Origin of the sequence: Burkholderia diffusa (assembly GCF_001718315.1) — a bacterium.
Classification (GTDB): domain Bacteria; phylum Pseudomonadota; class Gammaproteobacteria; order Burkholderiales; family Burkholderiaceae; genus Burkholderia; species Burkholderia diffusa_B.
This window is the reverse complement of the sequence record NZ_CP013362.1, coordinates 2,976,123-2,998,131: the sequence shown is the minus strand read 5'-3', so window position 1 is coordinate 2,998,131 and position 22,009 is coordinate 2,976,123. Positions and strand designations below refer to the sequence as shown.

At 66.2% G+C, this 22,009-nt stretch carries 26 protein-coding genes; 20 read left to right on the top strand and 6 right to left on the bottom strand.

Annotation, left to right across the window (positions count from 1 at the left end; all coding sequences use genetic code 11):
• Positions 1 to 42: 42 nt before the first annotated feature.
• Complete coding sequence (locus WI26_RS13820) at positions 43 to 312, top strand: HPr family phosphocarrier protein (protein WP_006477716.1); 270 nt, start codon at positions 43 to 45, stop codon at positions 310 to 312.
• A gap of 201 nt (positions 313 to 513) precedes the next feature.
• Positions 514 to 2,286, top strand: a complete 1,773-nt coding sequence (gene ptsP / locus WI26_RS13815) for a phosphoenolpyruvate--protein phosphotransferase (RefSeq protein ID WP_059464502.1) — start codon at positions 514 to 516, stop codon at positions 2,284 to 2,286.
• An 89-nt stretch (positions 2,287 to 2,375) separates the two neighbouring features.
• Here ptsP and WI26_RS13810 read toward each other — a convergent pair whose 3' ends face one another.
• From WI26_RS13810 to gpmA, 3 genes are all read right to left on the bottom strand, one after another.
• A complete protein-coding gene (locus WI26_RS13810; protein ID WP_069226197.1) occupies positions 2,376 to 3,128 on the bottom strand; it encodes a HesA/MoeB/ThiF family protein in 753 nt (250 codons plus the stop codon).
• 112 nt (positions 3,129 to 3,240) lie between these two features.
• The gene (locus tag WI26_RS13805) at positions 3,241 to 4,782 is read right to left on the bottom strand and encodes a S41 family peptidase (protein ID WP_059464438.1); all 1,542 of its coding nucleotides are present in this window, start codon (positions 4,780 to 4,782) and stop codon (positions 3,241 to 3,243) included.
• Between the two features lie 248 nt (positions 4,783 to 5,030).
• Positions 5,031 to 5,777 carry a 2,3-diphosphoglycerate-dependent phosphoglycerate mutase gene (gene gpmA, locus WI26_RS13800; protein WP_059453989.1) on the bottom strand — a complete coding sequence of 249 codons (747 nt, stop codon included), beginning with the start codon at positions 5,775 to 5,777 and terminating at the stop codon, positions 5,031 to 5,033.
• 136 nt (positions 5,778 to 5,913) lie between these two features.
• Here gpmA and WI26_RS13795 point away from each other — a divergent pair, with 136 nt between their 5' ends.
• The 5 genes from WI26_RS13795 to WI26_RS13775 all read left to right on the top strand — a co-directional run bounded on the left by WI26_RS13795 (position 5,914) and on the right by WI26_RS13775 (position 8,838).
• On the top strand, positions 5,914 to 6,336 hold the full coding sequence (locus WI26_RS13795; RefSeq protein ID WP_059464439.1) for a rhodanese-like domain-containing protein: 423 nt from the start codon (positions 5,914 to 5,916) through the stop codon (positions 6,334 to 6,336).
• Positions 6,333 to 6,593, top strand: coding sequence for a glutaredoxin 3 (gene grxC / locus WI26_RS13790; protein WP_012364773.1), 261 nt, complete (start codon positions 6,333 to 6,335; stop codon positions 6,591 to 6,593). Before WI26_RS13795 ends, grxC begins: the two co-directional genes overlap by 4 nt.
• Positions 6,594 to 6,700: 107 nt before the next feature.
• Positions 6,701 to 7,183 carry a protein-export chaperone SecB gene (gene secB, locus WI26_RS13785; RefSeq protein ID WP_017334323.1) on the top strand — a complete coding sequence of 161 codons (483 nt, stop codon included), beginning with the start codon at positions 6,701 to 6,703 and terminating at the stop codon, positions 7,181 to 7,183.
• Between the two features lie 26 nt (positions 7,184 to 7,209).
• Positions 7,210 to 8,208 (top strand): NAD(P)H-dependent glycerol-3-phosphate dehydrogenase, encoded by a 999-nt coding sequence (locus WI26_RS13780; protein WP_059511910.1) that lies wholly within the window; start codon positions 7,210 to 7,212, stop codon positions 8,206 to 8,208.
• A 105-nt stretch (positions 8,209 to 8,313) separates the two neighbouring features.
• On the top strand, positions 8,314 to 8,838 hold the full coding sequence (locus WI26_RS13775; protein ID WP_059511911.1) for an O-acetyl-ADP-ribose deacetylase: 525 nt from the start codon (positions 8,314 to 8,316) through the stop codon (positions 8,836 to 8,838).
• Positions 8,839 to 8,875: 37 nt separating this feature from the next.
• On the opposite strand, the gene trmL is transcribed toward WI26_RS13775, so the two are convergent.
• Together trmL and WI26_RS13765 are read right to left on the bottom strand one after the other, a co-directional pair.
• On the bottom strand, positions 8,876 to 9,346 hold the full coding sequence (gene trmL / locus WI26_RS13770; protein ID WP_069226196.1) for a tRNA (uridine(34)/cytosine(34)/5-carboxymethylaminomethyluridine(34)-2'-O)-methyltransferase TrmL: 471 nt from the start codon (positions 9,344 to 9,346) through the stop codon (positions 8,876 to 8,878).
• A 107-nt stretch (positions 9,347 to 9,453) separates the two neighbouring features.
• Positions 9,454 to 10,266, bottom strand: a complete 813-nt coding sequence (locus WI26_RS13765) for a ComF family protein (protein WP_069226195.1) — start codon at positions 10,264 to 10,266, stop codon at positions 9,454 to 9,456.
• Between the two features lie 83 nt (positions 10,267 to 10,349).
• On the opposite strand from WI26_RS13765, the gene WI26_RS13760 reads away from it, so the two are divergent.
• From WI26_RS13760 to WI26_RS13730, 8 genes are all read left to right on the top strand, one after another.
• Entirely contained in the window at positions 10,350 to 11,315 is a 966-nt protein-coding gene (locus WI26_RS13760) for a methyltransferase domain-containing protein (protein ID WP_069226194.1), read from the top strand.
• A gap of 195 nt (positions 11,316 to 11,510) precedes the next feature.
• Positions 11,511 to 12,035: a DUF2244 domain-containing protein gene (locus tag WI26_RS13755; protein ID WP_059464446.1), complete on the top strand. Its 525-nt coding sequence runs from the start codon at positions 11,511 to 11,513 to the stop codon at positions 12,033 to 12,035.
• A 56-nt stretch (positions 12,036 to 12,091) separates the two neighbouring features.
• Positions 12,092 to 13,681: a cytochrome c oxidase subunit II gene (gene coxB, locus WI26_RS13750; protein ID WP_069226193.1), complete on the top strand. Its 1,590-nt coding sequence runs from the start codon at positions 12,092 to 12,094 to the stop codon at positions 13,679 to 13,681.
• A gap of 43 nt (positions 13,682 to 13,724) precedes the next feature.
• Complete coding sequence (ctaD, locus tag WI26_RS13745; RefSeq protein ID WP_059451501.1) at positions 13,725 to 15,332, top strand: cytochrome c oxidase subunit I; 1,608 nt, start codon at positions 13,725 to 13,727, stop codon at positions 15,330 to 15,332.
• An 80-nt stretch (positions 15,333 to 15,412) separates the two neighbouring features.
• On the top strand, positions 15,413 to 15,553 hold the full coding sequence (locus WI26_RS32705; RefSeq protein ID WP_006760728.1) for a cytochrome oxidase small assembly protein: 141 nt from the start codon (positions 15,413 to 15,415) through the stop codon (positions 15,551 to 15,553).
• A 35-nt stretch (positions 15,554 to 15,588) separates the two neighbouring features.
• Positions 15,589 to 16,197 carry a cytochrome c oxidase assembly protein gene (locus tag WI26_RS13740; RefSeq protein ID WP_059595618.1) on the top strand — a complete coding sequence of 203 codons (609 nt, stop codon included), beginning with the start codon at positions 15,589 to 15,591 and terminating at the stop codon, positions 16,195 to 16,197.
• Between the two features lie 13 nt (positions 16,198 to 16,210).
• Positions 16,211 to 16,411, top strand: a complete 201-nt coding sequence (locus tag WI26_RS13735; RefSeq protein WP_059451499.1) for a DUF2970 domain-containing protein — start codon at positions 16,211 to 16,213, stop codon at positions 16,409 to 16,411.
• Between the two features lie 139 nt (positions 16,412 to 16,550).
• A complete protein-coding gene (locus WI26_RS13730; protein WP_069226192.1) occupies positions 16,551 to 17,408 on the top strand; it encodes a cytochrome c oxidase subunit 3 in 858 nt (285 codons plus the stop codon).
• A 204-nt stretch (positions 17,409 to 17,612) separates the two neighbouring features.
• Here the strand turns inward: WI26_RS13730 and WI26_RS13725 are convergent, their stop codons facing one another.
• On the bottom strand, positions 17,613 to 17,822 hold the full coding sequence (locus WI26_RS13725; protein WP_044848213.1) for a twin transmembrane helix small protein: 210 nt from the start codon (positions 17,820 to 17,822) through the stop codon (positions 17,613 to 17,615).
• Positions 17,823 to 17,906: 84 nt separating this feature from the next.
• Here WI26_RS13725 and WI26_RS13720 point away from each other — a divergent pair, with 84 nt between their 5' ends.
• Genes WI26_RS13720 through WI26_RS13700 form a run of 5 tightly spaced genes read left to right on the top strand, consistent with a single transcriptional unit; the run spans position 17,907 to position 21,989 of the window.
• Positions 17,907 to 18,617 (top strand): SURF1 family protein, encoded by a 711-nt coding sequence (locus tag WI26_RS13720; protein WP_059464451.1) that lies wholly within the window; start codon positions 17,907 to 17,909, stop codon positions 18,615 to 18,617.
• A gap of 60 nt (positions 18,618 to 18,677) precedes the next feature.
• Complete coding sequence (locus WI26_RS13715) at positions 18,678 to 19,304, top strand: SCO family protein (RefSeq protein ID WP_069226191.1); 627 nt, start codon at positions 18,678 to 18,680, stop codon at positions 19,302 to 19,304.
• 25 nt (positions 19,305 to 19,329) lie between these two features.
• On the top strand, positions 19,330 to 20,442 hold the full coding sequence (locus tag WI26_RS13710) for a COX15/CtaA family protein (protein ID WP_060188766.1): 1,113 nt from the start codon (positions 19,330 to 19,332) through the stop codon (positions 20,440 to 20,442).
• An 8-nt stretch (positions 20,443 to 20,450) separates the two neighbouring features.
• Positions 20,451 to 21,353 carry a heme o synthase gene (gene cyoE / locus WI26_RS13705; protein ID WP_059464454.1) on the top strand — a complete coding sequence of 301 codons (903 nt, stop codon included), beginning with the start codon at positions 20,451 to 20,453 and terminating at the stop codon, positions 21,351 to 21,353.
• 18 nt (positions 21,354 to 21,371) lie between these two features.
• The gene (locus WI26_RS13700) at positions 21,372 to 21,989 is read left to right on the top strand and encodes an SCO family protein (RefSeq protein ID WP_069226190.1); all 618 of its coding nucleotides are present in this window, start codon (positions 21,372 to 21,374) and stop codon (positions 21,987 to 21,989) included.
• The last annotated feature ends 20 nt before the right edge of the window (positions 21,990 to 22,009 follow it).

The window sequence follows — 22,009 nt, the reverse complement described above, 5'->3', positions numbered from 1 at the left end:
GCCGCCCGTCGCCGGCGGCCTCGACCGATCCGACCGAGAATCATGCTTCAACAAGAAACCACCATCGTCAACAAATTGGGGCTCCATGCGCGCGCATCGGCCAAGCTTACGCAACTGGCCGGCAACTTCCAGTCGGAAGTCTGGATGACACGCAACGGACGCAAGATCAACGCGAAGAGCATCATGGGCGTGATGATGCTCGCCGCGGGCATCGGCAGCACCGTGACGATCGAGACCGAAGGTCCCGACGAACGCGAGGCGATGGATGCGCTGCTCAAGCTGATCGCGGACAAGTTCGGCGAAGGTCAGTGATCCCCGCGCGGGATCGTTGTCGTTTCGAAGCAGAATGCCGCGTTCGTCGCGGCATTTTTTTCGTCCGCCGCATTGATGCGGAAATCACAATGTTGCGCTGCACGCAGTCAGCATGGAGGTACGGAATTTATAATCGCTAACCGGGGTCATAAGCGCATCGCAGCAGTGTGCCGCGGCTTTACATGTACAGAGGAGGTGCGCGTGTCCTTCACGCTGCATGGCATTCCCGTCTCACGTGGTATCGCGATCGGGCGAGCGTATCTGATCGCGCCGGCGGCGCTCGACGTCGCCCATTACCTGGTCGAGGCGAACCAGATCGACGCCGAAGTCGAGCGCTTCCGCACGGCGCGCGAGGTCGTGCATCACGAACTCGAGGCGCTGCGCGCCGACCTGACCGACGACACCCCGACCGAAGTGGGCGCGTTCATCGACGTCCACGCGATGATCCTGAGCGACGCGATGCTCGTGCAGGAAACCATCGACCTGATCCGCACGCGACGCTACAACGTCGAATGGGCGCTGACCGAGCAGCTCGAGTTGCTCACGCGCCACTTCGACGACATCGAGGACGAATACCTGCGTGAGCGCAAGGCCGACATCGAGCAGGTGGTCGAGCGCGTGCTGAAAGCGCTCGCCGGTGCGCCGTCGGCATCGCAGGCGCTCGATCGCGCGGCCGCGCACGGCCAGAACGAGATGATCGTCGTCGCGCACGACATCGCGCCGGCCGACATGATGCAGTTCAAGTCGCAGTCGTTCCAGGCGTTCGTTACCGATCTCGGCGGCCGCACGTCGCACACGGCGATCGTCGCGCGCAGCCTCGGCATTCCGGCGGCGGTCGGCGTCCAGCATGCGAGCTCGCTGATCCGGCAGGACGACCTGATCATCGTCGACGGCGACCAGGGGATCGTGATCGTCGATCCCGCGCCGATCGTCCTCGAGGAATATTCGTACCGGCAGTCCGAAAAGCTGCTCGAGCAACGCAAGCTGCAGCGCCTGAAGTTCTCGCCGACGCAAACCCTGTGCGGCACGAAGATCGAGCTGTACGCGAACATCGAGCTTCCCGACGATGCGAAGGCGGCGGTCGAGGCCGGCGCGGTCGGCGTCGGGCTGTTCCGCTCCGAGTTCCTGTTCATGCATCAGAAGGAGATGCCCGAGGAGGAGGAGCAGTTCGCCGCGTACAAGCGCGCGGTCGAGTGGATGAAGGGCATGCCGGTGACGATCCGAACGATCGACGTCGGCGCGGACAAGCCGCTCGAGGCGCTCGACGAAGGTTACGAGACGGCGCCGAACCCGGCGCTCGGCCTGCGTGCGATCCGCTGGAGCCTGTCCGAGCCGCAGATGTTCCTCACGCAGCTGCGCGCGATCCTGCGCGCGTCCGCGTTCGGGCAGGTGAAGATCCTGATCCCGATGCTTGCGCACGCGCAGGAGATCGACCAGACGCTCGACCTGATCCGCGAGGCGAAGCGCCAGCTCGACGACGCGGGGCTCGCGTACGATCCGAACGTGCGCATCGGCGCGATGATCGAGATTCCGGCCGCGGCGATCGCATTGCCGCTGTTCCTGAAGCGCTTCGATTTCCTGTCGATCGGCACGAACGACCTGATCCAGTACACGCTGGCGATCGACCGCGCGGACAATGCGGTCGCGCACCTGTACGACCCGCTGCATCCGGCGGTGCTACACCTGATCGCCTATACGCTGCGTGAAGCGAAGCGGGCAGGGGTGTCGGTGTCGGTGTGCGGGGAGATGGCGGGCGATCCGACGCTTACGCGCCTGTTGCTCGGGATGGGCCTCACCGAGTTCTCGATGCATCCGAGCCAGCTGCTGGTCGTGAAGCAAGAGATCCTGCGTGCACACCTGAAGGCGCTCGAGAAGCCCACGGCCGACGTGCTGGCCGCATTCGAGCCGGAGGAAGTGCAGGCGGCGCTCAAGCGCCTGTCAGTCGCCGAACCGCGCGCGGACGCGGCTGCCTAGGCCCTGGCGGCAGGGGGCGCGCGGCGGAATCGTCGCGAAGGTTGTGAAACGTCACGCATGCGCCGCCCGGCGCATGCATCCCGCGCGCGTCAGTGCCGGCCCTGGCACACGGGGCAGTCGGCCTGGCGCGCGATCTTCATCGTCGTCCATTCCATCCGCAGCGAATCGAGCATCATCAGACGGCCGTTGAGCGTCGTGCCGATCGCGCCGATCACGCGCAGCGCTTCGGCGGCCTGCATCGCGCCGATGATACCGACCGTCGGCGCGAACACGCCCATCGTCGCGCACGCGACTTCCTCGAACGGCTGGTCTTCCGGAAACACGCACGCATAGCAGGGCGCGGCCGGGTCGCGGAAGTCGAACGTGCTGATCTGGCCGTCGAAGCGCAGCGCGGCGCCCGACACGAGCGGCACGCCGTGCGCGACGCACGCGCGATTGATCGCATGGCGCGTCGCGAAGTTGTCGGTGCAGTCGAGCACGACGGTTGCCTGCGGCACGTGTTCGTCCAGCCACGCATCGTCGACGCGCGCCCCGACCGCGTGCACGGTCACTTCCGGGTTCAGCTGCGCGAGCGTGTCGCGCCCCGATTCGACCTTGCTGCGCCCGACCGATGCGCTCACGTGCAGGATCTGCCGCTGCAGATTCGTGAGGTCGACCGTGTCGGCGTCGACGAGCGTGATCGTGCCGACCCCGGACGCCGCGAGATACATCGCGGCCGGCGACCCGAGACCGCCGGCGCCGACGACGATCGCATGCGCGTCGAGAAAGCGCTGCTGCGCCTCGATGCCGATTTCGTCGACGAGGATGTGGCGGGAGTAGCGGAGGAGTTGATCGTCGTTCATGGGGAAGTCGTGAGCGGGGCGCAAGCGCCAGCGTATCGATTCATTCTAGACGCACATGAAAAACGGGCCATCGCGGTCTTCCCGCGATGGCCCGTCGGATACCGGCCGGCGCTTACTGCGGTGCCGACGCGGGCTTCGGTGCGGCCGCCTTCGCGCCCGACGCCTTCGTGGTGGAAGCGGCCTTGGCTGCAGGGCTCTTCGCCGTGCTCTCGGCGAGCAGCGACTTCGATTCCTGCACCGGCTTGCCTTCGAGCTTGTTGAGCGCCTGCTGCATCATGAAGTCGTCGGTGCTGCCGAACTCGATCGGCTTGCGATCGCGGTCCTTCTGGCGCTGCTCCGGCGTCTTCTTGTCGTTCTGCTCCTCGAGGACGCGCAGCTGGTCCATCCGGCGCTGTTCGCGTTCTTCCTGTTCCTTCTTCTCGTTCGGATCCTGCGTGTTCGCGAGGTGGTTCGTGTAGTCGACCTCGCGCGTCACGAGCACGTCGTCCGGATCGCCGTCCGCGTACTGATCGACCGGCACGTCGGGCGTGATGCCCTTGTTCTGGATCGAACGGCCGCTCGGCGTGTAGTAGTAGGCCGTCGTCAGGCGCAGCGCGGTGTCGGCCGTCATCGGACGGACCGTCTGCACGGAGCCCTTGCCGAACGTCGTCTTGCCCATGATCTGCGCGCGCTTCGAATCCTGCAGCGCGCCGGCGACGATTTCCGACGCGGACGCCGAATACGCGTTCGTCAGCACGACCATCGGCACGGTCTTGAAGACCGGCGGCAGGCTCTTCAGCGGATCGCCGTCGAAGGACGGCAGGCGGTAGTTGTCGTAGGTGTCGCGGTAGACCTGCTTCGAATCCGGGATCTGGCCGTTGGTCGACACGACGACGGAGTCCGGCGGCAGGAACGCGCCGGCAACGCCGACCGCGCTCTGCAGCAGGCCGCCGCCGTTGTTGCGCAGATCGAGGATCAGGCCCTTCAGATTCGGCTGCTGGCGTGCGATGTCCTGCAGCTTCGCGGCGAGATCGGGCGTCGTGCGCTCCTGGAAGCTCGTGATCCGGATATAGGCGTAGCCCGGGTCGAGCAGCTTCATCTTCACGCTCTGCACGCGGATGATCGCGCGCGTGACCGTGACCGGGAACGTGCGGTCGTCGCTCTTGCGGAAGATCGTCAGCGTGACCTTGGTGCCCGGCTCGCCGCGCATCTGCTTGACGGCCTTGTCGAGCGTCATGCCGCGCACCGGCTTGTCGTTGATGCGGGTGATCAGGTCGCCCGGACGGATGCCGGCGCGGAACGCGGGGGTATCTTCGATCGGGGAGATCACCTTGACGAGGCCATCTTCCTGCGAGATCTCGATGCCGAGACCCGCGAAGCGACCCTTGGTCTGCTCCTGCAGTTCGTCATAGTCGGTCTTGTCGAGGAACGACGAATGCGGGTCGAGGCTCGACACCATGCCCTTGATCGCCGCCGTCAGCAGCTTCTTGTCGTCGACCGGCTCGACGTACTCGCGCTTGATCTGGCCGAACACTTCCGCGAACAGGCGGAGCTGGTCGAGGGGAAGCGGCGCCGTGGCGGTCTGCTCGGCCGACGCCGAAACCTGCAGCGTGGCGAATACGCCCGTGGCGAGGCCCGCGGCAATCAGGCCGATGTTCTTCAATTTCATTCGCATAGAGAGTCTGGTGCGGTCGGGAAGCGCGTGGCGGTAGCGGGGATGTAGCGGACAAGTATAACTGTTCGTCCGATTGCTCAGTGGAACGGTGCGAAATGGCCCCGGAGCCCTGGTTCCCGGCGGGGTGCCGCGGCACGCGCAGCGGATTCGAAAGCGGATTCGACAGCGTCGGGGCCGCGAAGGTTCGCGCCGCGCGCCGGGGTAGGCCGGACAGGCCGCGCGCGGCGGCATGCCCGGCATCGCGGGTGTCAGCCCGCCTTGCCCTGCTTCGCGACGGCGGCCTGCGCCTTCGCGATCGCGTCCTGATCGCCCAGGTAGTAGTGCTGGATCGGCTTCAGGTTCTCGTCGAGTTCATACACGAGCGGCACGCCGTTCGGGATGTTCAGGCCGACGATGTCGCTGTCCGAGATGCCGTCGAGGTACTTGATCAGCGCGCGCAGCGAGTTGCCGTGCGCGGCGATCAGCACCTGCTTGCCCGCACGGACGGCCGGCGCGATCGATTCGTTCCACAGCGGCAGCACGCGCGCGACCGTGTCCTTCAGGCACTCGGTGAGCGGCAGCTGCTCGCGCGGCACCTTTGCGTAGCGCGGGTCGCCGAACGGCGCGCGTTCGTCGGTCGGCTCGAGCGCCGGCGGCGGCGTGTCGTAGCTGCGGCGCCACACGAGCACCTGGTCGTCGCCGAACTTGGCGGCCGTTTCCGCCTTGTTCAGGCCCGACAGCGCGCCGTAGTGGCGCTCGTTCAGGCGCCACGAATGGACGACCGGCAGATACATCAGGTCCATCTTGTCCTGCACGTGCCACAGCGTGCGGATCGCGCGCTTGAGCACCGACGTGTACGCGATGTCGAACGTGTAGCCGGCCTCCTTGAGCAATTCGCCGGCCTGGTAGGCCTCGTTGCGACCCTGTTCGGTCAGATCGACGTCGACCCAGCCGGTGAAGCGGTTTTCCTTGTTCCACGTCGATTCGCCGTGGCGGATGAGAACGAGTTTGTACATGGATCTTGCGGTCGGTAGTGATAGGGAAGCGGGGCGCGTCGCGTGGTACCCGTTCCGGGTCCGCCATCGCGCAAGACGGTTATTTTATAATGGCGCGATTGTCCTTTTCCGATTTCTCTTTTTCCGGCGGCATTCCGTGACGTTCTTTACCAATTACACGAACCTGGCCCTTATCGCGATCCTGGTGGTTTCCGGCGGCCTGCTCGCATGGCCGGCCCTGCGCCGCGGCCGCGGCGGCCTGTCGGCCGCGGAGGCCACGCAGCTCATCAATCGCCGCAACGCGGTCGTGATCGACCTGCGTGCCGCGTCCGACTTTGCCGCCGGCCACCTGCCGTCGGCGCGCCAGATCGCCGCCGGCGAGATCGGTGCGAAAATTGCGCAGGTCGCGAAGAACAAGAGCACCCCCGTGCTGCTCGTTTGCCAGAACGGCCAGCAGTCGCAGAAGGCTGCGCGCGAGGTCGAGGCGGCGGGCTATGCCGAAGTGCACGTGCTCGAGGGCGGCGTCGCTGCCTGGCAGCAGGCCGGGATGCCGGTCGTCAAACAAGGAGTGGCGAAGTGAGCAAGGTTTTGATGTACAGCACGCAAGTGTGTCCGTATTGCATTCAGGCCGAGCGCCTGCTGAAGCTGCGCGGCGTCGAGCAGATCGAAAAGGTGCTGATCGACCGCGATCCGGCCCGCCGTGAGGAAATGATGACCCGCACGGGCCGTCGCACGGTGCCGCAGATCTACATCGGCGACACGCACGTCGGCGGTTACGACGACCTGTCGAAGCTCGACCGCGAAGGCGGGCTCTTGCCGCTTCTGCAAGCGGCTTGATTAGGGCAGAATGGCCGCCGGTCGCGCCGCGGCTCCAGCGCGCAGGATTCAACCGAGGCGGCCGGCGTAAGGCCGGGCCGCCCCGTCACCACTTTTAGGGAAACACCATGTCCGACGTCGAAAACCAACCGTTCTTCAACATCCAGCGCGTCTACCTGAAGGATATGTCGCTCGAGCAGCCGAATTCGCCGGCGATCTTCCTCGAGCAGGACATGCCGTCGGTTGAAGTCGAAGTCGACGTCAAGGCCGAACGCCTCGCGGAAAGCGTGTTCGAGGTCGTCGTGTCGGGTACCGTCACCGCGAAGGTGAAGGACAAGGTCGCGTTCCTGATCGAAGCGAAGCAGGCAGGCATTTTCGACATTCGCAACATTCCCGACGAACAACTCGACCCGCTCGTCGGCATCGCGTGCCCGACGATCCTGTTCCCGTACCTGCGCTCGAACATCGCCGATGCGATCACGCGTGCGGGCTTCCCGCCGATCCACCTCGCGGAAATCAACTTCCAGGCGCTGTACGAGCAGCGTCTCGCGCAGCTTCAGCAGCAGCAGGCCGGTGCGGCAGGCGCGCCGAACGGCTCGACGCTGAACTGACGTTTTACTCCGGACCGGTGCTGGGTATGAAAGTAGCCGTTCTCGGCGCCGGTGCCTGGGGCACCGCGCTCGCGGGCCATCTGGCCGCGCGGCACGATACGCTTCTCTGGGCGCGCGACGCCGCGCTGATCGCCGGGCTGCAGGCCCGGCACGAAAATTCCCGCTATCTGGACGGCATCGCGCTGCCCGATGCGCTGCGCTACGACGCCGATCTCGGCGTCGCGCTCGCGCACGGCGCCGCGGACGATGCGCTGTGCGTGATCGCCGCGCCCGTGGCCGGGCTGCGCACGCTGTTCGGCGCGATGCGCGACGCAGGCTGCGTGCCTGCGCACATCGTATGGGTCTGCAAGGGCTTCGAGGCCGACACGCACCTGCTGCCGCACCAGGTGATCGCGGCCGAGTTGCCGGAGCAGCACAGCAACGGCGTGCTGTCGGGGCCGAGCTTCGCCCGCGAGGTCGGGCTCGCGCTACCCGTCGCGCTGACGGTCGCAAGCACCTCCGCCGAATGCCGCGAGCGCACGCTCGCCGCGTTCCATCACGGCGCGATGCGGATCTATACGGGTGACGATGTGGTCGGCGTCGAGGTCGGCGGCGCGGTGAAGAACGTGCTGGCGATCGCGACCGGCATCTCCGACGGCCTCGGGCTCGGGCTGAACGCGCGCGCCGCGCTGGTCACGCGCGGCCTCGCCGAAATGTCGCGCCTCGGCGTCGCGCTCGGCGGCCGTGCGGAAACCTTCACGGGCCTCACGGGCCTCGGCGACCTGATCCTCACCGCGACGGGCGATCTGTCGCGCAATCGCACGGTCGGCCTGCAACTGGCAGCCGGCCGCTCGCTGAACGACATCCTCGGCGCGCTCGGCCATGTGGCCGAAGGCGTGCGCTGCGCGCAGGCCGTGCTCGCGCTCGCGCGCGCGCAGGCGATCGAAATGCCGATCACCGAAGCCGTATGCGGTGTGTTGTTCGACGGCGTTGCACCGCGCGATGCGGTCAGCGGCCTGCTGCGGCGCGACGCGCGCGCCGAATAACACTGACGAATCACATCGATTTTTGCGGCCGGGCGCGCTCGCGCAACGCGTGCGGCGGCAAAGCGCACTACGCTTGAACAGTCTCCGGCATTTCGGGAGGGTGTCATGCTGCAGATCGGTTCCACCACGTTCGATGCGCAACTCGTCGACATCACGACGCTCGACGTCGACGCGATCGTCAACGCCGCGAACGGTTCGCTGCTCGGCGGGGGCGGGGTCGACGGCGCGATCCATCGCGCGGCCGGCCCGGGCCTCTTGGCCGAGTGCCGCACGCTCGGCGGCTGCGATACCGGCGACGCGAAGCTCACGCGCGGCCACCGGCTGCCGGCGAGGTACGTGATTCATGCGGTCGGCCCGGTGTGGCACGGCGGCGGGCGCGGCGAGCCCGAGCTGCTCGCGGCATGCTACCGGCGCGCGATCGAGCTGGCCGAGGAGGTTGCGGCAACCTCGATCGCATTTCCTGCGATCAGCTGCGGCGTGTATCGCTATCCGGCCGAGGAGGCCGTCGACATCGCCGTCGGCACGGTTGCCGAAATGCTGCCGCAGGCGCCGAACCTCGCACGCGTGGTATTCGCGTGCTTTTCATCCGACATCTACGACCTGTATCGCGCGCGGCTCGCGCGCAACTAGCGCTGCCCGGCCGCACGGTGCGGGCCGGGCGAGCGCGTCAGGCGCCGCCGTCGAAACCGGCCTGGCGCCACGCCTCGAACACGACCACGGCCACGGTGTTCGACAGGTTCAGGCTGCGGTTGCCCGGCCGCATCGGCAGGCGCACGCGCTGTTCGTTCGGGAAGCGCTCGAGCAATTCCGCCGGCAGGCCGCGCGTCTCGGAGCCGAACACGAACCAGTCGCCAGGAACGAACGCATGGTCGTGGAAGCGGCCCGAGCCGCGCGTCGTGAACGCGAACATTCGCGCGGGATCGGGTGCTTCGGCGGCGACGAACGCGTCCCAGTCGACGTGCACGCGCATTTCCGCATACTCGTGATAGTCGAGGCCCGCGCGGCGCATCTTCGCGTCGTCGAGCGGAAAGCCGAGCGGCTCGATCAGATGCAGGCGCGCGCCGGTATTGGCGCACAGGCGGATCACGTTGCCGGTGTTCGGCGGAATTTCGGGGGCGACGAGGACGACGTTGAACATGGTTGGGTCTGGCTGGGCCGGCCGGGGCGGAGCTGCGTGCATTCCGTCCCGGCCGGCCGGTTCGTGACGGCCGCCGCCGCGTGCGGGCGGCTGGCCTCTCTAATTAATTAATCCCTGGCGGTGCGCAGCGCAACCAGATTCGTCACGCGCGCGGCACCCGCCGCCTTCAATGCAATCGCGGCGGCCGCGAGCGTCGCACCGGACGTCATCACGTCGTCGACGAGCGCCACGTGCCGGCCGGTGAGGTCGCCCGCCACCGAGAACGCTGCCTGCACGTTGTCGCGCCGCGCACGCCGGTCAAGCCGCGACTGCGGCGCGGTTTCGGTCACGCGTGCAAGCAGCGCCGCGTCGGCTCGCACGCCGAGCCGGCGTGCGAGCGGCCGCGCGATCGCCCATGCCTGGTTGTAGCCGCGCGCGACGAGCCGTCCGCGCGACAGCGGCACCGGCGCGATCACGTCGAAGCCGCCGGTGGCGCGCATCGCGTCCGTGTCGTCGACCCGCTGCGCGAGCCGGGCCGCGAATTCCGCACCCAGCGCGAGCCGCGCATGAAACTTCAGGCCGCGCGCGAGCTCGTCGAGCGGGGCGCGGTAATCGGCGAGCGCGAGCGTCGCGTCGAACGGCGGCGGCGTCGCGCGACATGCGTCGCACCGGTATGCGGACGCGGAATCCACGCCGCCGTGCCGGCCGCGGGCTCCGCACGGCGGCGGCTGTCTGACGCCCAGCGGCATCGCGCAGACGTCGCAGCGCAGCCGCGCTTCGTTCCAGTAGGCGGCGTCGCAGATGCCGCAGATCACCGTATGTGACAAATTGCCGCACAGTGCGCACCGATTCGGCAACGCGAGCGCGACGACACGCACGGCTAGCGCACGAACCTGCGACAAAACGACGCGCATCGTGCGCGGGGCGAAACGGCGATCCATCGCGAACACTCCTGGCGGCCCCGTCTCGCTGAAGGCAGCGAGGCGAGCGAGTATACTTCGGGCTCTTCGCCAGTGTGCCCGACATGTCCCCAGCTTCGACTTCAACCGGCCGTCCGGCCAATGACGCCCGGCGTTTGCGGCGGATCTTCGATCGCCGCGCCGCCGCGTTCGACGCGGTCGCGTTCCTGCCGCGCGAGATCGCGCAGCGGATGAACGAGCGCCTCGAATACATCAAGGTGAGCCCCGCGGCCGTGCTCGACGCGGGCTGCGGTCCGGGCGACGATCTGCCGGCGCTGCGCGCGCGCTTTCCCGAGGCCCCGGTCTTCGGTGTCGATCTGTCCGGCGCGATGCTCGCGCGGGCAGGCCAGCGCGAGGTCGAGCAGACGAGCTGGCGCCGCTGGCTGCCCGCGTCGCTCGGCCGGGCACTGGGCCAGCGCGGCCCGCGCGTCGCGCAGGCCGACTTCTCGATGCTGCCGTTCGCGGCCGGCGCGTTCGACCTGATCTGGTCGAATCTCGCGCTGCTCTGGCATTCGCGTCCCGATACGGTGTTCCCCGAATGGCAGCGGGTGCTGCGCGTAAACGGCCTGCTGATGTTCAGCACCCTCGGCCCCGACACGCTGCGCGAGTTGCGCGCGGCCTGCGCGGACGCCGAAGCGGCGCTCGGCATCGCACCGCCCGCCGCGCGCGTCGTCGATTTCGTCGACATGCACGATCTTGGCGACATGCTCGTCGAGAGCGGCTTCGAGATTCCGGTGATGGACCAGGAAGTGCTGACCGTCACGTACAAGACCCCCGAGTCTCTGCTGGCCGACGTGCGCCGCTGGGGCGCCTATCCGTTCGACCGCGCGGTGCCTCAGCGTGCGGCGCGGCGCTTTCGCGCGGCGCTCGGCGACGCGCTGGAAGCGCGCCGGCGCGCGGACGGCACGATTCCGCTGACGTTCGAAGTGATCTACGGCCACGCGTGGAAGGCCGTGCCGCGCACGACCGCCGAAGGGCACGGGATCGTGCGCATCGAAGATATCGGAAAGGGGCGTCCGAAGAATCGGTAAAGCGGTAAAGAGGGGTTTTGTTATGTCTGAAATTAGCCGTGCAAAGCGGGGCCGAATTGATGTGGAAAACGGCCGGGAAGCTTGTGGCGCTTGGCTCGCGGGCCGATAGCCGCTTGCTTGTGGATGCCATTGAACCCGCCTATAATGCGTCAGCTTGTCGTCCCGGGGTCCCCGCAATACGGGGCGGCGAGTCCGATGCAGGCATGCATCGCATGCCATTCGCGTGAGGCGGCGATGGAAGCAGCGAGGGTTTTGGCGGAGACGACGAGCGGTGAGCCGGTCCTCGAAGACTGGCTCATGAAACGCAACTGTTCGGTGTCGCCGCGCCAGTTCGTGCTGTTTTACGCGTCGCTCGCAGGCTTCTCGCTGGTGATCGCGGCATTGCTGATGTGGCGGGGGGCCTGGCTCGTCATGCCCTTCACCGGAATCGAATTGCTGGCGGTAGGCGTCGCGTTTGCGGTCTATGCCCGTCATGCGATCGATTACGAGCGCATCAGGCTGTTTCCGCACCGGCTCGTGATCGAGCGGATGGATGCGGAGCGGTTCACGCAGATCGAATTCAACCCGCGCTGGGTGCGGGTCGAGCCGGGTGCGACGCCACGCGATCCGATTCGACTGGTATCGCGCGGGCAGACCGTCGTAATCGGGCAGCATCTCGCGCAGCACAAGCGTGCGCAGTTCGCCGACGAACTGCGCGTGTCGCTCAGGCGCTGCGGCTGACGAAGCGCGGGCATCGGCCGGAACGGGCCGGCGGCTCGCGACGGGGGAGGGTTTGAATGGAAATTTTGGGTAAGGATGCTATGAAAACAATCAAGCGAGCCCTCACGGGCGTGCTGGCATGCAGCGGATTGCTCTTTGCCGGCGCTGCTCTGGCGGTCGGTGATAGCCCGGGCGGCCCCCGCGTCAACGAGATCAACTTTCAGCCGCCGGTCACGAAGATCGCCGAGGAGCTCTACGATCTCCACACGATGATGCTGATCCTGTGTACGTTGATCTTCGTCGGCGTGTTCGGCGTGATGTTCTATTCGATCTTCGCGCACCGCAAATCCAAAGGCCACAAGGCCGCCAATTTCCATGAAAGCACGACCGTCGAAATCATCTGGACGATCGTGCCGTTCATCATCGTCGTGCTGATGGCACTGCCGGCCACGAAGGCCGTCGTCGCGATGAAGGACACGACCAACGCCGATCTCACGATCAAGGTCACCGGCTACCAGTGGAAGTGGGGCTACGACTACGTGAAGGGCCCGGGCGAGGGCATCAGCTTCCTGTCGACGCTCAGCACCCCGCGTGACGAAGTGATGGGCAAGAAGCCGATCACCGAGACGTACCTGCAGGAAGTCGACAACCCGCTCGTCGTGCCGGTCAACAAGAAGATCCGCATCATCACGACCGCGAACGACGTCGTTCACTCGTGGTACGTGCCCGCGTTCGGCGTGAAGCAGGATGCGATCCCCGGCTTCGTGCGCGATACGTGGTTCAAGGCCGACAAGGTCGGCACGTTCCGCGGCTTCTGTACCGAACTGTGCGGCAAGGAACACGCGTTCATGCCGGTCGTGGTCGAAGTGCTGTCGGACGACGACTACGCGAAATGGGTGAGCGCGCAGAAGGCCAAGCTGGCGAGCGCGTCGGTCGATCCGAACAAGGTTTACACGATGGCCGAACTCGTCGCGCACGGCGAGGAAGTCTACAAGGCGAACTGCGCGGCCTGCCACCAGGTGAACGGCAAGGGCCTCGGCGCCTTCCCGGCGATGGACGGCAGCCAGATCGTGAACGGCCCGATCGCCGGTCACGTCGAGCGCGTGCTGCACGGCAAGGGTGCAATGCCGTCGTGGGCATCGCTGTCGGACCTCGATATCGCATCGGTCATCACGTACGAGCGCAATTCGTGGGGCAACCACAAGAACGACCTGCTGCAGCCGAAGCAAGTGGCTGATGCGCGCAACGGCAAGATGCCGGAAGACGCGGCAGGCGCGGCGGCCCCGGCCGAGGCGGCCTCGGCACCGGCGCAAGCCGCGTCGGGTGCGGAGCCGGCGGCAGCGTCGGCATCGGCTGCACTGTCGACGATCTACTTCGAGACGGGCAAGAGCGTGCTGCCGGTCGACGCGAAGGCGGCGATCGCCGCAGCGGCCGACTATGCGAAGGCGCATCCGGACGCGAAGCTCGCGCTGTCGGGTTTCACCGACAAGACGGGCTCGGCCGACGCGAACGCCGAACTCGCCAAGCATCGCGCACAGGCCGTGCGCGACGCGCTGAAGGCAGCAGGCGTGGCGGAAGACCACATCATTCTCAAAAAGCCGGAAACGATCACGGGCGGGGCTGACGCCAAGGAAGCCCGGCGGGTCGAGATCGGGCCGGCGGCTTGACGTGTCGCTGAGTTAGTCGACGTATTCGCATTAGGAGATTTTCATGTCTAGCATCGGGCACGACGTAGCCGCGGACCACGCGCACGACGACCACGCGCACGAAGCCCCGCACGGCTGGCGGCGCTGGTTGTTCGCCACCAACCACAAGGACATCGGTACGCTGTACCTGCTGTTCTCGTTCATCATGTTCCTGTCGGGCGGCGTGATGGCACTCGGCATCCGTGCCGAGCTGTTCGAGCCGGGCCTGCAGATCATGCGTCCGGAGTTCTTCAACGAACTCACGACGATGCATGGCCTGATCATGGTGTTCGGCGCGATCATGCCGGCGTTCGTCGGCTTCGCGAACTGGATGATTCCGCTGCAGATCGGCGCGTCCGACATGGCGTTCGCGCGGATGAACAACTTCAGCTTCTGGCTGCTGCCGGTCGCGGCCGTGCTGCTGGTCGGTTCGTTCTTCGCGCCGGGCGGCGCGACGGCCGCCGGCTGGACGCTGTACGCACCGTTGTCGACGCAGATGGGCCCGGGCATGGACTTCGCGATCTTCGCGGTCCACATCATGGGCGCTTCGTCGATCATGGGCGGGATCAACATCGTCGTGACGATCCTGAACATGCGCGCACCGGGCATGACGCTGATGAAGATGCCGATGTTCGCATGGACCTGGCTGATCACCGCGTACCTGCTGATCGCCGTGATGCCGGTTCTGGCGGGCGCGATCACGATGGTGCTGTTCGACCGCCACTTCGGCACGTCGTTCTTCAACGCGGCAGGCGGCGGCGATCCGGTGATGTACCAGCACATCTTCTGGTTCTTCGGCCACCCCGAGGTGTACATCATGATTCTGCCGGCGTTCGGGATCGTGTCGCAGGTGATCCCGGCGTTCGCACGCAAGACGCTGTTCGGCTATAGCTCGATGGTGTATGCGACGGCATCGATCGCGATCCTGTCGTTCATGGTCTGGGCGCACCACATGTTCGCAACGGGCATGCCGGTTACCGGTCAGCTGTTCTTCATGTACGCGACGATGCTGATCGCGGTGCCGACGGGCGTGAAGGTGTTCAACTGGCTCGCAACGATGTGGCGCGGCTCGATGACGTTCGAGACCCCGATGCTGTTCGCGATCGGCTTCCTGTTCGTGTTCACGTTCGGCGGCCTGACGGGCCTGATGCTGGCGATGGCGCCGCTCGACATCCAGTATCACGGCACCTATTTCGTGGTGGCGCACTTCCACTACGTGCTGGTGGCCGGTTCGCTGTTCGCGCTGTTCGCGGGCTGGTACTACTGGGCGCCGAAGTGGACGGGCTGGATGTACAACGAGACGCGCGGCAAGATCCACTTCTGGGCGTCGATGATCTTCTTCAACCTGACGTTCTTCCCGATGCACTTCGTCGGTCTCGCGGGCATGCCGCGCCGCTATGCGGACTACCCGGCGCAGTTCACGGACTTCAACCAGGTGGCGACGATCGGCGCATTCGGCTTCGGCCTCGCGCAGGTGTACTTCCTGTTCGCGGTCGCGCTGCCGGCCTACCGTGGCGGCGGCGAGCTGGAAAAGGCGTCGGACAAGCCGTGGGATGGCGCGACGGGCCTCGAGTGGACGGTGCCGAGCCCGGCTCCCTTCCACACGTTCGAGCAACCGCCGCACGTCGAATAAGTTTCACCCAGCGTTCCGCCGCTGCCTGCCTCGCAGGCAGGCGCGGCGGGCGCCGAACCGAAGTTTCAGCGAAGTACCAGATGAACCGGAATCCACAAGAAAGACGAACGCCCGAGCAGATTCGCGCGGGCAACAAGCGGCTCGGCCTCATCCTGCTCGTCATCGCCGCCGTTTTCTTTGTGGGTGTCGTGATCAAGCAGTGGTGGCTGTCCACTCACTGATGCAGTAACTGACGCAGTAGCGAGGAAGTAGTCGTATGTCGAAGCCGGAAGAGGGCGCCGTCGATCGCGCGTTCAATCGTTCGATGCTGATGAAGCTCTTCGTCGTGGCCGCACTGATGTTCGGCTTCGGCTTCGCGCTGATTCCGATGTATCGCGCGATTTGCCAGATCACCGGCATCAACAACCTGGTGCAGCGCGATGTCAGCGAACGCGAGGCGAAGAACTCGCAGGTCGACTACAGCCGCACGGTGTCGGTCGAGTTCGATGCGAATGCGCGCGGCCCGCTCGGGTTCAAGCCGGAGCACAACAGCCTCGACGTGCATCCGGGCGAGCTGACGACGATCGTGTACGACGTGACCAACGGGCAGGGCCGGCCGATGGTGGCGCAGGCGATTCCGAGCTACGCGCCGAAGCAGGCGACGGAATTTTTCAAGAAGATCGAGTGTTTTTGCTTCACGCAACAGACGCTGGCGGCGAACGAGTCGCGCAAGATGCCGGTGGTGTTCGTGATCGATCCGAAGCTGCCGAAGGACGTGAAGACGATCACGCTGTCGTACACGTTTTTCGAGCTGAACACGCCGGCTGCGCCGGCGCCGGCGCCGCGCAAGACGGCGGCGCAGGGCGCGGCGAAGCCGGACGCATGACGGAGACGGGGCGGTGACAGAGACCAAGCGGAGCGGGACGTTCGGCCAGGCGTTGCGAGCAGTGTTGTGGTCGTTCTTCGGGGTGCGCAAGCGGCGCGACCTGGAGGCCGATGCGACGCAGCTCAATCCGCTGCACGTGCTGATCGTCGCGTTGATCGCGGCCGGTATGTTCATCGGCGTGCTGATCCTGATCGTGCGCGCGGTGGTGGGTTGAGGCCCGCGGCCACGAAAGAATGCAGTGCGTGGCGCCCGGGCGCCGCGTGCGGGAAAGAGCGGCGGCGGCACGCGCCGTGCAAGAAATAAAGCCGGAGCGGTTTCCGGTACACAAATTGGACTGAAGTGGAGAATCAAGCATGAGCGGTCAAAACCAGACCCCGTACTATTTCGTGCCGCATCCGTCGCAGCATCCGATCAGCGCGGCCATCGGCCTGCTGGTCATGCTCGCGTCGGTGGCGCTGTGGATCAACGGTCACGACTGGGCTCCGTATACGGCGCTGCTTGGCCTGCTGTGGTTGCTCTTCACGCTGTATCACTGGTTCGGCGACGCGATTACCGAGTCGGAAGGCGGTCATTACGGCAAGAACGTCGACAAGTCGTACCGCTGGAGCATGAGCTGGTTCATCTTCTCCGAAGTCATGTTCTTCGGCGCATTCTTCGGCGCGCTGTTCTATGCGCGTGAAATCGCGCTGCACCAGCTCGGCAGCCTCGACTACAAGCTGATCTGGCCGGACTTCTCCGCCGTGTGGCCGAACGAAGGCCCCGCCGCGCTCGCCGGTCACTTCAAGACGATGGGCCCGTGGCCGGTCCCGACGCTGAACACCGCATTCCTGCTGGCGTCGGGTGCGACGCTGACGGTGTCGCACCACGCGCTGCGCGACGATCACCGCAACAAGGCGATCGCCTGGCTGGCCGCGACGCTCGTGCTCGGTGTCTGCTTCCTGTTCATGCAGGGCTTCGAGTACTACCACGCGTACAACGAACTGAACCTGACGCTGAACTCGGGCGTGTACGGCTCGACGTTCTTCCTGCTGACGGGCTTCCACGGCTTCCACGTGTTCCTCGGCGGCACGATGCTCGCGGTGGTGCTGGTGCGGATGATCCGCGGCCACTTCAAGCCGGATCACCACTTCGCATTCGAAGGCGCCGCGTGGTACTGGCACTTCGTCGACGTCGTCTGGCTCGGCCTGTACGTCGTCGTCTACTGGCTGTAAATGCAGGAACGGCCCGCGCAGCGATGCGCGGGCCGTTTTCTTTGGCGGGGACGGGGCAGCGGCTGGCTGCCTGCGCCCAACGCCAGCCCGGCGCCGCCGCGACTCAGTCAGGCGGCGCTTTTGCTTGGTGGCGCCGTTGTGCGGCGAAATGTCACAGCGGTCGCGATGGTTACAGCGGGTGCCGCGACCGCCGGCACGAATGCATCAACGCCCGATCGGCAGGCCGGTCGAATGAATCCAGCCCATCCAGTTCGCGAACAGGATGAACAGGAACAGCGAGATCGACAGCCCGACGCGGGTGGCGAGCGACCACACCATGCGTTTCGTATGGCCGCGGTCTTGCATCATGAAGTAGAGCGCCGAGCCCATGCTGGCGACGATGAGGACGAAGGCGATGGGAACGAGGATGTGCATGACACGAACCGGACGACGGCAATTCGAAAGGAAGAGGATAATTATCGCACTTCGTTTTCGCGAATGCGCCCGGCGGGTGGCCCGATGAAGATCCGCTGGCTGCCTGCGCTGCTGATACTCGCCGTCGTCGCGGTTACGATTCGCCTCGGGTTCTGGCAGCGCGACCGTGCGCACCAGAAGGAAGCGCTGCAGGCGAGCATCGTGCGCTACGAGCATGCGGTGCCCGTCGACGTCGGTGCGCAGCCGATTCCGCTCGCGTCGATCGAGTTCCACCGCGTGCGGGCCAGAGGGCGCTTCCTGCCGGAGCAAGCGGTGTTCCTCGACAATCGGCCGTATAACGACCAGCCGGGTTTTTACGTCGTGATGCCGTTTAAACTCACGGACGGCGGCGTCGTGCTGGTGAACCGCGGCTGGCTGCCGCGAAACATCGCCGATCGCACGGCGATCGAGCCCTTTTCGACGCCGGACGGCGACATCGAGATCGAAGGCATCGCGCGCGCCGATGCGTCACGCGCATTCGAGCTTGGCGAAGGCGGCTCGGCCGCGCACCAGAAGATCCGGCAGAACCTGGACGTCGCCGCGTATGCGAAGGAAACGGGGCTGCCGCTGCAGCCGTTCGTGATCCAGCAGACGAGCGACGACGGCGACAAGCTCGTGCGCGACTGGCCGGCGGCGACGACCGGCGTCGAGCGCAATTACGGTTACATGTTTCAGTGGTGGGCCATGGCGGCGGCGGCGCTCGGTTTCGGCCTGTACGCCGCGCGGCGTGCGGCGAAGAAATCGGCCGGCGCGTGAGCACCATGGCAGGACGCGGCGCAGGCGCCGCGGGTTCGTTTCGAGAGGTCTGATTTGTCCATGCAATCTTCCCGTCAGGGTCCGGCCGCAACGCCGATCTCGCCCGCGGTCCGCAAACGCGGCCGCTGGATGCTCGTGCTGCTGGGTCTCGTGTGCGCAGCACCCATCATCGCGTCTTACTTCACTTATTACGTGATCAAGCCGAAGGGCGGTTCGACCAACTACGGCACGCTGATCGAGCCGCAGCGGCCGATCCCGGCCGACCTGCAGGTGACCGACGAAACCGGCAAGACGGTGCCGCTGTCGTCGCTGCGCGGCGTGTGGCTGTTCGTGATGACCGACCGCAGCGCGTGCGACGACGCCTGCGCGCAAAAGCTCTACTTCATGCGCCAGATCCGCGTCACGCAGGCGGGTGAGCGGCACCGGATCACGATGGTATGGCTGCGCAGCGATGCGGGCGCGGTACCGCCCAAGGTGCTGGAGGCCTACCCGGACACGCGTCGGCTCGTCGCCGATCCGGCGGCGGTTGCCGCGTGGCTGCCGGCCGACGCCGGCACGAAGGACCGCGACCACATCTACATGGTCGATCCGAACGGCAACCTGATGATGCGTTTCCCGAAGAATCCGAACCCCAGCAAGATCAAGACGGACGTCACGAAACTGCTGAAGTGGTCGAGCATCGGCTAAGGCGAGACGACGAGGCAACCATTCGATGTCGTATCTACTGCAACTCGGCCTGATCGGCCTCTGCATCGCGCTGCTGCCGCTGTCGTACGTGTGGGTGAAGGCCGACGACGACAAGTTCCGCAAGCTGGTGTGGATCACCACGTTCCTGACCCTCGACCTCGTGATGTTCGGCGGCTTCACTCGGTTGACCGATTCGGGCCTCGGCTGCCCTGACTGGCCCGGCTGCTACGGCACGTCGTCGCCGTTCATCGCGCATGCCGCGATCACGGCCGCGCACCAGGCGATGCCGACCGGCCCCGTCAGCATGACGAAGGCCTGGATCGAGATGATTCACCGCTATTTCGCGATGGCGATCGGCGTGCTGATCATCGCGCAGGTCGTGATTGCATGGTCCGCACGGCTGCGCCGCCGCCCACTCCACGTGTCGCCGTGGTGGCCGACGAGCCTCTTGCTGCTGATCGTCGTGCAGGGTGTGTTCGGCGCGTGGACGGTCACGATGAAGCTGCAACCGGTGATCGTCACGACCCATCTGCTGCTCGGTCTCACGCTGCTCGGCACGCTCGGCTGGCTCGCGGCGCGGCAGACCCCGCTGCCGTCGCATGACCCGGAGGCCGGCCGCTACCGCGCGGCCGCGCTCGCGGCGCTCGCGCTGCTGGTCGTGCAGATCGCGCTCGGCGGCTGGGTGAGCACCAACTACGCGGTGCTCGCGTGTACCGACTTCCCCACCTGCAACGGCCAGTGGATTCCGCCGATGAACTTCGGACAGGGCTTCCATCTGTGGCGCGCGCTCGGCATGACGAAGGATGGCGACGCGATCACGCAGGACGCGCTGGTCGCGATCCACTGGACCCACCGCACGTTCGCATTCGTCGTCGTCGCGTACCTGGCTGCGTTCGCGCTGAAAATGCGCCGCTTCGAGTCGCTGCGCCGGCCCGCGAACGGCGTGCTGCTGGTGGTCCTGCTGCAGTTCCTGACGGGCCTGACCAACATCGTGCTGCAGTGGCCGCTGCCGGTCGCCGTCGCGCACAACGGCGGCGCCGCGATCCTGCTGCTGCTCGTCGTCATGTTAAACTTTCGCATCCTTTCAAGCCGCCCCGGCCGTGTCGCGCAGCCCGCGCGCGACGCCGCCCCGGCGTGACCGTCCCCATGCAAAGCACCCTTTCCCAATCGCCCGGTAGCCGGTTCTCGCAGTACATGGCGCTGACGAAGCCGCGTGTCACGCAGCTCGCGGTGTTCTGTGCGGTGATCGGCATGTTTCTCGCGACGCCGGGCATGGTGCCGTGGCATGTGCTGATTGGCGGCACCGTCGGCATCTGGCTGCTGGCGGGCGCCGCGTTCGCGATCAATTGCCTCGTCGAACAGAAGATCGACGCGATGATGCGGCGCACCGCATGGCGCCCGTCCGCGCGCGGCGAGATCACGACGCCGCAGATCCTGCTGTTCTCGGCCGTGCTCGGCAGCATCGGCGCATGGACGCTCTATACGTTCACGAACCCGCTGACGATGTGGCTGACGATCGCGACGTTCGTCGGCTACGCGGTGATCTACACGCTGCTGCTGAAGCCGATGACGCCGCAGAACATCGTGATCGGCGGCGCGTCGGGCGCGATGCCGCCGGCGCTCGGCTGGGCAGCGGTCACCGGCGCGGTACCGGGCGACGCATGGATCCTCGTTCTCATCATCTTCGTATGGACGCCGCCGCATTTCTGGGTGCTCGCGCTCTATCGCCGCAAGGACTACGAGAACGCGGGGCTGCCGATGCTGCCCGTCACGCACGGCGAGAAGTACACGCGGCTGCACATCCTGCTGTACACGGTGATCCTGTTCGCGGTCGCGCTGATGCCGTTCATCTCGGGGATGAGCGGCGCCGTCTACCTGACGAGCGCGGTGCTGCTCGGCGCGGTGTTCCTCGCGTATGCGTGGAAGATCTATCGCGACTATTCGGACGCACTCGCCCGCAAGGCTTTCCGTTATTCGATCGTCTATCTGTCGCTGCTGTTCGCCGCGCTGCTCGTCGATCACTATGCACGCCCGCTGCTCGGCGTGTAACCGCACGGTTTGAACGCAATGCTCCATTCATGGTTCGGGCGCCGCGCGCGCCAAGGCTGGATGCTCGCGTGCGCATTCGCGGCAGCCGTGCTGCTCGCCGGCTGCGACAACGCGCCGAAATTCCAGAATCTCGACATCACCGGCAACACGCAGTTCGGCAGCGATTTCTCGCTGCCCGACACGACGGGCAAGGTGCGCACGCTCGCCGATTTCAAGGGCCGTGCGGTCGTGATGTTCTTCGGCTATACGCACTGTCCGGACGTCTGTCCGACGACGATGGCCGAATTGTCCGAAGCACTGAAGCAGCTCGGGCCCGATGCCGCGAAGCGCGTGCAGGTGCTGTTCGTCACCGTCGATCCGGAGCGCGACACGCCCGCGCTGCTCGGCCAGTACGTGCCTGCGTTCAACCCGTCGTTCATCGGCCTGCGGCCGGCCGACGAAGCGCAGCTCAAGAAGGTCACGAAGGATTTCCGCGTGTACTACGCGAAGGTGCCCGGCAAGACGCCCGGCAGCTACACGATGGATCACACGGCCGCGAGCTACGTGTTCGATCGCGACGGCAAGCTGCGCCTGTTCGTGCGCGACGGCCAGGGCCCCGGCCCGTGGGTGCACGACCTGAAGCTGCTGGTCGACTGAGCGGCGCTCGCCGCATGTTC